This window comes from Prosthecobacter sp., assembly GCF_014879935.1.
In the GTDB taxonomy this organism is placed as follows: Bacteria; Verrucomicrobiota; Verrucomicrobiia; order Verrucomicrobiales; family Verrucomicrobiaceae; genus Prosthecobacter.
In genome coordinates, this window is the sequence record NZ_JACSRD010000166.1 from 1 (window position 1) to 11,840 (window position 11,840).

The window sequence follows — 11,840 nt, forward strand, 5'->3', positions numbered from 1 at the left end:
GCGCTGGGCTGGTGGGCGCCGATTGAGAATGGGGCGATGTTCAACGGGCTCTACATGGATGCGGCGATCCTGCGCTGGAAGCGCACGCAGGCGGCTGACGACGCGGCGAAGGCGCGCAAGCTGATGGAGGGGCTGCTTTTGCTCAATTCGATCAGCGATGTGAAGGGCTTCGTCGGGCGCGGCGTGAGCACCGATGGCAGATCGCACTACGCGATGGGCTCGAACGACCAGACGATGCCGTGGTATCTCGGACTGTGGCGCTACTGGGAGTCCGGACTCGCGACAGAGGCGGAAAAGACGCGCATCGTGGGCCATCTTGTCGAAACCACGGACGAGATCATGCGTCTCGGCTGGAAAATGCCTGCGGAGCAGCCCTTTGGCACCCGCGGCAGCTTTGAAGGCTTTCATTTCGAGGAGGCGGCCCGCAAGCTCTTCGTCATGAAGATGCTTCACATCGTCACGGGCGATGCGAAGTGGCAGACGATGTATCTGGCGGAGCTGGACGCGCGTGGTGGCGAGAAGAACGAGAGCAAGCGCGAGCTATGCGCAGGCGGCATGAAGTTCTGGTATTCACGCACGCACAACTGGACCTCATGCGCCGCCGTGGGAGGGTTGCGCGGCCTGTGGGAGTTGGAGACGGATGCGGCGCTGAAGTCGGATTATGCGAAGGGACTCGTCGCGAGCGCGAAGCTGGCCGCCGAGAGCCTGCCGGTGGCGCAACAGTGGGACAACGCGGACACGAGCTACTTCGAGATGAACTGGCGCGTGATGAACGCGGATTGGAAGCCGCAGACCACCGAAAAAGAGGCGCAGGAGCTGGCCCAGGCGCAGATGAAGAAGTTCAGCAAGCTGGCTCCGCGTCGCGGCAAGGAGACTGCCTTCATCCGCGAGCCATCCGCCGCCGCGTGGAATGTCATGCTGTGTCCCGATGCGGAGGTTTTGAAGCAACACGCACCGGAGATCGAGAAGCTGATCGCCCACTACGACTACACAAAGCTCTACTATTCGCAGTTCTTCTGGGTCGAGGCGGCATGGGAGCGGCTGCTACAGTTCAAACACAATTGATCATGAACGAGGCCGTGATTGTCCGGGTGCTGGGTCGTGACGAAGCACGTCTGCTCGATCACGTGCTGCCGGATGTTTTTGATCACGACATTGATGCACGTTGGTGCACGGAGTTCTTCGCCGATCCACGGCATCACCTCGCCGTTGCCTTGCTCGCTGGGGCGATCATCGGCATGGCCTCGGCGGTACACTACGTGCATCCCGACAAGCCGCCGGAGCTTTGGATCAACGAAGTCGGCGTTGCGCCAACTTATCAGGGACAGGGAGTGGGTTCGAGGCTCATGCAGGCGTTGTTTGTCCATGCTCGGGCGCTCGGGTGTGACCATGCTTGGGTCCTCACGGAGGAGTCCAACGCCGCGGGGTTGGCGCTGGCTTGCAAAGCTATATCGGCACCCACTTCCTCACCGTCAGGTGGCAAAGTGAGGGCTGAGGCTGAGGAAGAGAGCAGCAGGAACAAAAGGGGTTTCATCAGGGGCTTCTTTGCCTTGTTTTGGCCCCGCTGACAAATGGCAACAAGTTGGCTTCGTATAGAAGCCATGCGCTTCATCGCTTTTTCATTTCTTCTCGCCACCAGCCTTGTCGCGGAAAACCCGCTTTCGCTGACGCTGCAATCTCGCAACGCCACGAACCGGCCGTCCTTGGTCAAAGAGCAATGGCTACCGTCCCGCACGGCGATCATCGTCTGCGACATGTGGGACCTGCATCACTGCAAGAACGCCGTGATTCGCGAGAGCGAGATGGCGCCTCGCTTCAATGAAGTGCTCGAAAAGGCGCGCAAGGAAGGCGTGCTCATCATTCATGCGCCCAGCTCCTGCATGAAGCCCTACGAGGGCACTCCGGCACGCGAGCGGGCGAAGTCCGCACCGGTTGCGGCTCGTCTGCCGGACAAGATCGGCGAGTGGTGCAAGCAGATCCCCAACGAGGAGCTGAACGTCTATCCTCTGGATCAAAGCGACGGCGGCGAGGATGACGATCCGCAGGAACATGCGAAGTGGGCCGCTGAACTGTCCGCGAAAGGCCTCAATCCGAAAGCTCCGTGGACAAAACAGATCGACACGCTACGGATCGACCAGGAGAAGGACGCGATCAGCGACAGTGGCGTGGAGATTTGGAACCTTCTGGAGTCGCGGAACATCGACAACGTCATCCACATGGGCGTGCACCTCAACATGTGCGTCTCCGGCCGCCCCTTCGGCCTGCGGCAGATGGCGAAGAACGGCAAGCACGTCGTGCTCATGCGCGACATGACCGACACGATGTACAATCCCGCCCGCTGGCCCTTCTTGAGTCACGTGCAGGGCACTGCGCGCTTCATCGAGCATGTGGAGCGTCTCATCTGCCCCTCGATCACCTCCGACCAGTTCATCGGCGGCCAGCCCTTCGCGTTCAGCGATGCCACCGCAGGTAAAAAGCGCCTGCAAATCATCCTGCTGGGCGACAGCACCACTGAGGCGAGCATCCCGAAGAAAATGGCCCCTTCCGAGCCGCAACTTGAAGACACCGTGCGCATCCAGCTCGCACGCCAGGGCGGCCTGCCGCCGTGCGACGTTTACAACGAGGGCGTGAGCGGCGAGTTCATCCGCCGCCTGCTCGACACGCGCTACGACAAGGCGGTGAAGACCAAGCCGCAGGCCGACTACATCTTCATCCGCTACGGCCTCAATGACGCAGCGAAGGTGAAGGACTTCAAAACCCAGTTCCCGAAGGATTTTCATGAGCTGCTGGAGCGCCTGCGCAAAGATCACCCGAAGGCCATGCTCATCCCGATGACAGTCATCCCTTACGCGCTGAACAACCTGCACGAGGACATCAACGCTTCGATCGGAGAGATCGCCGCGAATGAGAAGCTCACGCTGTTCGACATCGCGCCACGCTACCTGGAGGAGCTGAAGAAGAACCCGGACGGACTTAACTATCGCCGCTTGCCACTCTCTAAGATCCCCGAGGACCTGCGTCCCTTTGCCACGCCCTACATCGTGCCGGAGGCCAACGACCCGAAGGTCGTCGTGCTCGACAATCGTCTCGACGGTATTTTCGGCCACATCCCCGGCTGGACTGGCGACCGCCATCCGAATCTCGCCGGCTACAACGTCATCGGCGACGAAACAGCCAAGTGGCTCGCACCGGTGATCCGTCAGGGGAAGTAGATTCGACAGGGCAGGCGGATGCTTTGGAGAATCCGGCTCCAATAACAGGTCGCAGCTACGTTTGCTGATTGACCGCCGTTCACTGGACCGAAGATGAACACATTTCCAAGCCTCTCGCGCAGGTCCGTTCTCAAATCGGGCCTCGGCGGCATCCTCGCTGCGGGTCTCGCGCCGCAGTTCATTCCAGCACGCTTGCTCGGAGCAGACGCGCCTTCGAAGAAGATCACGCTTGGTTGCATCGGCGTGGGCAAGCATGGCTTCGGCGTGAACCTGCAATCCTTTCTGCAGGAGGACGGCTGCCGCGTCATCGCCGTCTGTGACGCATTCAAAAGTCGCCGTGCAAATGCCGTTGAGGCGGTGAACAAGAAAAACGGCGGCACAGGCTGCGCCGACATCGCGGATTTCCGTGAGTTGCTGGCGCGGAAGGACATCGATGCTGCGGTCATCTCCACCCCCGACCACTGGCACATTCCGATGGCCACGATGGCAGTCGAAGCGGGAAAGCATGTCTTTTGCGAAAAGCCCACGCTCACCATCGCTGAAGGGCGTGCCTTTGCCGATCTCGTGGCGCGGAACAAGGCGGTCTTCGCCACCGGGCTCGAGGATCGCTCGCTGATCAAGTATCACAAGCTCTGCGAGGTCGTGCGCAACGGAGGCATCGGCAAGGTGCGGCGCATTCGCATCACGCTGCCAAAGAAACCCGTATTTCCGAAGGAGGCGGCCGCGCCCGTGCCGGAGGATCTCAACTTCAACCTCTGGCTCGGTCCGGCACCGCAGCGCGATTACTTTCCCAGCCTCACGAACGACCAGGTGTGGCGCCAGATGCGTGATTTTTCCGGCGGTTCACTCACAGACTGGGGTGCCCATCTCATCGACAGCGCACAGGTGGCCATCGGCGCGGAGAACAGCAGCCCGGTGAAGGTGGAAGGGAAGGGTGAGATTCCGCCGGACTCGATCAACACCGTGCCGCAGACCTACCAACTGACCTACACGTATGGAAACGGCGTTGTCATGGAAGTCAGCGCCGACAAGCCCGCGATCCGCATCGAAGGCAGCGATGGCTGGGTCGGTGTCGATGGCTGGGACGGCGTGCTGAAGGCCAGTGACATGGAAATCTTCAGGCGGCCGATCGATCCGGCGACGAACAAACTCTGGCCGTTGCCGAAGCGCGAGCATCCCAACTTCCTCGAAGCCATTCGCAACGGCAAAGCACCGACTTACACCGCCGAGGCCTTGCATCGTCTCAGCACCACCATGCATCTTGGCCTCATCGCCATGGAACTGGGCCGTCCGCTGCGCTGGGATCCGAAGACCGAGTCTTTTGACGACGAGCAAGCCAATGCGCTGCGCAGCCGTGTGAGCCGGGAGGATTGGCGGCACGATTGACGATCACTTCGCCCGCGTTTCGAACCTTCGCGTGGGATTCTGGGAGGACACCCGATCAAGTAGCTTTTGGAATCCACGTCCACTATGCAGCGGATGTGATTCGCGGCACCGCCGTCGGCGAGGTCGCCGTGGTTGGTGATCATCGTCTTTTCGTCAACGTCGATCCGTCAGAGTCGATCCAGCAGATGTCGCGTGTCCCGTCACGCGCCGTGGTGGCGAGTGAGAGGACGAGAAGGGCGAAGATAGTTCGGATCGTGGCGGTTGTTCACACTCCGGCACGGTGGGTTCTCTCATAAACGCACCACCGATTTCTGCGCCCCAAATGAGATCGCGGCAGGCAACCCGCTTCGTTTTGAACGAGTGCTGAAAAACGGCCAGAACATGTCCAAAACGGCGTTTCAGCGGCCTTTCCAGGCTCTCCACCCACCATGCCCACGCGCCGATATTTCATCTCCGCTGTCACCGCCACGCTCGGCGGCTCTGTTTTTGCCGCCGATGGCAAACCGAAGACCGTTCTGCTGCAATCCGCGTGGGACACGATCAACATCGGCGACATCGGCCACACCCCAGGCACTTTGCGCGTCCTTGAGCAGCATTTGCCGGAGGTGAAGATCATCGTCTGGGCGATGAAAGTGGACGAGCGCATCCTCGCAATGCTGAAGCGGCGCTTTCCAAAGGTCGAGTTCCTGCAAGGCAGGCTCGATGGCAAAGGCGAGAAGGACCTGAAGCTTCAAGACGCGATCAAGAACTGCGATCTCTTCATCCGCAACTCCGGCATGGGCCAGGACCTCAGCTACATGAAGTTCTGCCGCCAGCACGGCCGGCCTTACGGCCTGTTTGGCCAGTCCTTCTTCCCCACGATGGTGCAGGGGGAGGGGGCGGCGGAACGCATCGAGCTGCTGAGAGCGGCCTCTTTCATCTACACGCGGGAGACGAAGACGCTGAGCATCCTGCAAAACGCCGGTGTGAAGGCGGAGTTCGGACCGGATGGCTGCTTCGGCATCGACGTGCGTGACGACGAGCGCGGGCTCGCCACGATGAAGAAGCTCGGTTTGGAGGAGAAGAAGTTCATCACGGTGCAAATCCGCACCAACACGCCGAAATACCCCGGCGTGGACGACCCTCGGCCGGAAAAGCTCAACCCGCTGCATCCCACGCCGCAGCAGATCGCCGACGACGAACGCCGTGCGGCGAAGTTCCGCGAACTCGTCACGCTTTGGGTGAAAAAGACCGGCCACAAGGTGCTCATCGCACCCGAGACGATCAAAGAGATGGGTCATAACAAGCGCCTCATCCACGATCCGCTGCCTGAGGAGATCAGGAAGCACGTGGTGAACCTGGAGTACTTCTGGAACGCCGACGAGGCCGCCTCAGTCTTCGCCCGGGCGCACACCGTCGTCTGCCATGAGCCGCACTCGCCCATCATCGCCCTGGCGAACGGCACGCCGATCATCCACACCTACTCCGAGTTCCATTCGCCGAAGTGCTGGATGTTCAAGGACATCGGCCTGCCCGAGTGGCTGCTCGAAATGGATGAGACGCCTGTCGAAAAAATCGCCGAGACGCTCTTTGCCATCGAAGCGGACTATCCAGGAGCTCATGCGAAGGTAAAGAAGTCCATGGCCTACGTGCATGAGTGCTTTGCGGGATCGACGAAGCGAATGGCGGCTGTGATCTAGCGTGATGTTCCAACTCCAGGCCACCCCATGCCACGCCTGATTTTTGCGTTCCTGCTTCTGAGCAGCTTCTCGTGGGCGGATGTCGCCCTCGTGCGGGATGGAAGAGCGCAGGCAGTCGTCGTCACGCCGGAGAAGCCGACTCGCGTCGTGAGCTATGCCGCTCAGGAGCTGATGCGGCATGTGGAGAAGGCATGTGGAGTGAAGTTGGACGTCGTCACCGAAGGAATGGCGAAATCTGGCCCGCGCATTTTCATCGGGCCATGCCACGAGAGTGGCGTGGAGGCGGAAAAGCTCGCGCCCGAGGCCTGTGTGCTGCGGGTGACAGATGCGGCGATTTTCATCGCGGGGAATGATGACGGTGGTGATCCGCTCGACACGGACACGCGGGCGGGCACGCTTTGGGGCGTGTATGAATGGCTGGAGCGCGATCTCGGCGTGCGCTGGCTGTGGCCGGGCGAGTTGGGCACGTTTGTGGCGAAGAGGACGACGATCATCGCCAAAACCGCCGATGAAACCATCGCACCGCACTTCTTCCGACGACACATCCGGCCGGGACTCGGCTTTGAGAGCGAGCATCCGGCGCTGGGCTTCACGAAGGAGGCGGCGAAGCAGTTCAGCGATGAACAAACGGTGTTTCTGCGCCGGCATCGCATGGGGCGGAGCCAATCCATCAGCTACGGCCATGCCTTCACCGATTGGTGGGAGGAGGACGGCAAGACGCATCCCGAGTGGTTCCAGCTTCTCGATGGTGGCAAACGCGGGCCGAAGAAAAAGGGCGGACGTTTCTCCCTGTGCGTGTCGAATCCCGATCTCGCCCGCGAGGTCGTGGCGCGATGGAGCGCGAAACGTCCGCCAGATGCGACCACGTCCGGCTTCATCAATGCGGTGGAGAACGACATCCCAGGTCTCTGCACCTGTGAAAACTGCCTCGCGCTCGATGGTCCCGCACCAGCCGATCACCTCACGTTTTATCCGCCGGACTCGAAGGTGGCGGGCACGCGCTTCGTCTCGGATCGCTACGCGCATTTTTGGCTGGATGTGCAGAAACAGGCACCGGCGGGCTGCACGGTCATCGGCTACGCTTACTTCAACTACTTCTCTGCGCCCACGAGCGGCATCCGGCTCAACAAAAACATCCTCGTCGGCTTCTGTCCGTCCGCAGGCTGGTTCCCCCGCAGCGACGCAGAGCACGCGTGGATGAAGCAGCAATGGACCGGCTGGCACGAAACGGACGCGCGGCTTTTCATGCGCACGAATCATCTGCTGGATGGTTACTGCATGCCCTTCATCTTTGCGCGGCAGTTTGCGGATGAGTTTCATCATGCGGTGAAGCACGGCATGGTCGCCACGGATTACGATTCGCTCACCGGCCATTGGGCCACGCAGGGGCCGAATCTCTATGTCGCCGCGCGATTGCACACGCGGCCTGAGGCTTCGGCGGACGAGTTGCTCGCCGAATACTACGCCGCTTTCGGCCCCGCATCGACGCAGGTGAAAAACTACTTCGACCAATGGGAGGATTACACCACCGACAGCCGCGAAAAGATCGCGCAGACCATGCAGACGACACAAACCTCCCGCTGGCGAAACTGGGCGAAGGCCGCGCACGTGATCTATCCGCCGGAATGCTTCCAGCAGCCCGAAACGATGCTCGAAGCTGCCGCGAAAGCCGTGGCCGATGATGCAGAAGCCGCCGCACGCGTGAAATTTCTCCGGCTCGGCCTCCAACACGCGAAACTCTGTGCCCGAGTCTCCGCGAAGCTCACGCTGGCCGGTTCCACGGCAACCAAGGATGAGATCAAACAAGTCCTCGAAGAGCTGCTGGCCTTCCGCCGCGCTTACGAGCGCAGCGGCATCAGCAACTTCAACCACCTCGCGTGGGTGGAGGACCTGAGCTGGAAACTTTCGGAGGAAACCAGGCAGACGCCCGATTTGTATCCCTGATGACCACCCACAGCGCCTTTTTTTAAAACACGCGGTCCTGACATGGATGCGATCCAGTTCCCGCAAGGACCAACATCGCCGCCAGGGAGGCAGGGCTGAGATCGGGCGGTGCAGGAGCAGCCGGGGATCAGTGCTGCTTGAGCAGGTGCGGGGCGATGACCTTTGTCCAGATCGCGTAGCCTTTCGCATTCATGTGAAGCTGGTCGGAGACGAAGATGTCCGGCAGCGGCTTGCCATCAGCGCCGAGCATGGCGTCGTGGGTGTTGATGTATTCGAGCCGTGGATCGGTCTTGCAGAAGTCCGCCACGAGGCGGTTTACCTCCCGCATGTGGTCCACGAGCTTCCAGCGGCTCGGGTTCGGTGCGTTCGAGATGTAGCTGATGCGGCAGTCCGGCAGCGCGGCATGCACCTTTGCCACGAAGGCCTGGATGTCGGCCAGCACGCGCTGTGGTGTCTTGCCTGCGGCAATGTCGTTGCTGCCGGCATACATCACGACCTGCCGCGGTTTGTAGCGGATCACCGTCAGATCGGCGTAGTTGAAGGAATCAAACGCCTCGGAGCCACCGAAACCGCGATTCATGACCGGAAGGCCGGGAAAGTCGTCCGCCAGCGAGGACCAGCGCCGGATGCTGGAGCTGCCGGTGAAGATGATCGGGTTCGCAGGCGGTGCCTCCTCCGCATCCTGCTCCGTGAAGGCGAAGATGTCCTTCTGCCAGCGGATCGCGGACGTGACGACGTCATAACCGGCCTCGCTGAAGTGCAGCTTGTCCTCGACATAGAGTTCCGGCCGCGGTTTGCCGTCGCTGCCGAGCAGAAGTGGGAAGATGTTGATGAATTCGACGCCGTTTTCAGCGCAGTAGGCCGAAATGAGGCTGTTGGTCTTTTTGACCTGCTCCACCTCCTCCCAACGCGAAGGCGCGGTGGGGATGGAGATGAAAGCGAGCTTCGTTCTCGGCAGTTCCTCGCGCACTTTGGTCGCGAAGGCCTCAAACGAGGCGAGAACCTCCTCCGGCGTGCGTCCGGAGTGCAGATCATTGCCACCCGCATTGAGGTAGATCTGCTTCGGCCGGTATTTGATGACGATGCGGTCGGCGAAGTGGGCCACATCGCTGATGTGCGAGCCGCCGAAGCCGCGATTGAGGACCGGTGACTTCTTGAAACGCTGCGCCAGCGACTGCCAGCGACGAATGTTCGAGGCACCGACGAAGAGCGTGACATCCTTCGGTGGCGTGTTGGTGGCGTCCTCCGCCTCAAACGCGGCGATGGCTTTGTCAAAGCGTGCCGGATCGGCCGGAGCGAGCGCCAGCGCATGTGCGGTGACGATCAAAAACAGCAGGGCGAAAATGGGGCGATAAATCATGGCGGCGTGGCAAACGTCCTGCGATATAGAACTCATTCATGCAACCACTGCTCCGAAGCTGGAAACGTCGATTCGCCCCTGATCCCACGCCTCCCACGAAGCCGCGTGTGATTCCGGACGGCATCGCTCCGGTTTCCTTCGACACCGGCGGGCAGCCGTTGGTTCCTGGCGTCACGTTGCTCAATGACGGCACGCGCTTTGTCGTGCACTCGCGACATGCCGTGGCCATGGATCTGTGCCTCTACGATGCCGCTGATGCCTCCCGCGAGACGGCCCGCGTGCGGATGAGACGGGGCGAGCGCGATTTGTGGCACGTCACCGTGCGCACGGCGGGCCCCGGCACGCTTTATGGCTACCGGGCCCACGGCCCGTGGCTGCCGCCCAATGCGATGCGCTTCAACGCGAAAAAACTCCTGCTCGATCCTTACGCGCGTGCCATCCACGGCCTGCCGGACGCCGCGGAATCGATGCGCACGGTGCCGGACCCGATGCATGCCCCCGGATGCATCGACAACGGCACCGCCATGCTCAAAAGCGTGGTGGTGGACGAACCCTTCGACTGGACGGGCGACACACCGCCGCGCATCCCGTGGCGGGACACGGTGATCTGCGAGATGCACGTCAAAGGCTTCACGCAGACGCATCCGGACGTGCCTGCGGAGAAGCGCGGCACCTACGCCGGCCTCGCCCATCCATCGGTCACGGGTTACCTGCGCCAACTTGGGGTCACCAGCGTGCAGCTTCTGCCGGTGCACCAGCATCTGGACGACGGCTTTTTGCTCGGGCGCGGCCTGACCAATTACTGGGGCTACAACACGATCGGCTTTTTCGCGCCGCACAACACCTACGCCGCCGCACGCGATCCGCAGGAGCAGGTGCGCGAGTTCAAGGCCATGGTGAAGGCGCTGCATGCCGCCGGGATCGAGGTCATCCTGGATGTCGTTTACAATCACACCGCTGAAGGCAACGAACAGGGCCCGACGCTGATGTTTCGTGGCCTCGATGACCACAGCTATTACCGCCACCACTATGGCGAGCACGGCGCCAGCTACGTCAACGTGACCGGCTGCGGCAATTCGGTCGATTCCGCCGCCACACCAGCGCTGCGTCTCGTCCTCGACAGCCTGCGCTACTGGGTGACGGAGATGCACGTGGACGGCTTCCGTTTTGACCTCGCGGTGACGGTGGCACGTGATCAAACCGACGGCTTTCACGCCGGCTCGCAGTTCCTCAGCGCCGTGGCGCAGGACCCGGTGCTGTCGCGGGTGAAACTCATCGCCGAGGCCTGGGACATCTCGCGTGAGGACAGCTATCAGGTGGGCCAGTTTCCAGAGCCGTGGCGTGAGCTGAACGGCAAGTATCGCGATACGGTTCGCGCCTGGTGGCGTGGTGCCAGCGGTGTCACGGCCGAGTTCGCGAAACGTTTCTGCGGCAGCCAGGACATCTACGGCTGGAACCTGCGTCCGCCGCTGGCCAGCATCAATTTCATCACCTCGCATGACGGATTCACGCTGCTGGACCTGGTGAGCCATGAAAGGAAGCACAACGAGGCCAATCGCGAGGACAACCGCGATGGCGACGACCACAACCACAGCACCAACTGCGGTGTCGAAGGGCCGACGCATGACGCGAAGGTGCTCCAATTGCGCGGCAAGTTGCGTCGCGGCATGATCGGCACGATGATGTGCTCGCAGGGTGTGCCGTTTCTCACCGCCGGTGATGAACGTGGCCGCACGCAGCGCGGCAACAACAACGCCTACTGCCACGACAACGCCCTGACGTGGCTCGACTGGGCCGCGTGTGACGAGGAGATGCTCGAATTCACCCGGCAGATGGCCGCGTTCCGCCGCAGTCATCCTGCCGTGCGTCGCGAGAGCTACTTTGACGGCAAACGGAATCCCGTCACAGGCATGCGGGACGTCGTCTGGCTGGAAGGTGATGGCAGCCTGCTCTGCCATGAGGAATGGCACAACGACCAGCGCCGCCACTTTGGCGCCCTGCTGGATGCGCCGGATCGTTCATCGAAGCCCCTGCTCCTGCTTTTCAACAACGGCCCCGCCCCGCATCCGTTCCTGCTTCCAGGCCCACGGGAGGCGCAGTGGTCGCTGGCCTTCGACACGGCGCTCAGTCCTTCGTTTCCGCGAGGAAAAGCACCGGTGCACACCGGCACCAGCGCGTATGTGCTGCAGGATCACAGCCTCGTCTGTCTCAGTCTGACGGCCGGTTCTTTGCAGGACCTGGAGCCGAAAAGCTGCTGAC

General features: G+C 61.6%; 8 protein-coding genes. 7 read left to right on the top strand and 1 reads right to left on the bottom strand.

The genetic code is table 11. The features are described from left to right. The 6 genes from IAE77_RS16705 to IAE77_RS16730 all read left to right on the top strand — a co-directional run. Positions 1–1,065 (top strand): hypothetical protein (locus IAE77_RS16705; RefSeq protein ID WP_294228669.1); only part of this gene is annotated, 1,065 nt, incomplete at its 5' end. Between the two features lie 2 nt (positions 1,066–1,067). Then, entirely contained in the window at positions 1,068–1,568 is a 501-nt protein-coding gene (locus tag IAE77_RS16710) for a GNAT family N-acetyltransferase (RefSeq protein ID WP_294228674.1), read from the top strand. Positions 1,569–1,601: 33 nt separating this feature from the next. Next, positions 1,602–3,212 carry an SGNH/GDSL hydrolase family protein gene (locus tag IAE77_RS16715; RefSeq protein ID WP_294228676.1) on the top strand — a complete coding sequence of 537 codons (1,611 nt, stop codon included), beginning with the start codon at positions 1,602–1,604 and terminating at the stop codon, positions 3,210–3,212. Between the two features lie 93 nt (positions 3,213–3,305). Then, positions 3,306–4,598, top strand: coding sequence for a Gfo/Idh/MocA family oxidoreductase (locus IAE77_RS16720; RefSeq protein ID WP_294228678.1), 1,293 nt, complete (start codon positions 3,306–3,308; stop codon positions 4,596–4,598). A 428-nt stretch (positions 4,599–5,026) separates the two neighbouring features. Then, positions 5,027–6,277: a polysaccharide pyruvyl transferase family protein gene (locus IAE77_RS16725; RefSeq protein ID WP_294228681.1), complete on the top strand. Its 1,251-nt coding sequence runs from the start codon at positions 5,027–5,029 to the stop codon at positions 6,275–6,277. Between the two features lie 27 nt (positions 6,278–6,304). Further along, the gene (locus IAE77_RS16730; RefSeq protein WP_294228684.1) at positions 6,305–8,221 is read left to right on the top strand and encodes a DUF4838 domain-containing protein; all 1,917 of its coding nucleotides are present in this window, start codon (positions 6,305–6,307) and stop codon (positions 8,219–8,221) included. A gap of 127 nt (positions 8,222–8,348) precedes the next feature. Here the strand turns inward: IAE77_RS16730 and IAE77_RS16735 are convergent, their stop codons facing one another. Beyond that, positions 8,349–9,581 carry a GDSL-type esterase/lipase family protein gene (locus IAE77_RS16735; protein ID WP_294228686.1) on the bottom strand — a complete coding sequence of 411 codons (1,233 nt, stop codon included), beginning with the start codon at positions 9,579–9,581 and terminating at the stop codon, positions 8,349–8,351. A gap of 38 nt (positions 9,582–9,619) precedes the next feature. Here IAE77_RS16735 and glgX point away from each other — a divergent pair, with 38 nt between their 5' ends. Continuing rightward, positions 9,620–11,839, top strand: a complete 2,220-nt coding sequence (glgX, locus tag IAE77_RS16740) for a glycogen debranching protein GlgX (protein ID WP_294228689.1) — start codon at positions 9,620–9,622, stop codon at positions 11,837–11,839. Position 11,840 lies beyond the last annotated feature (1 nt).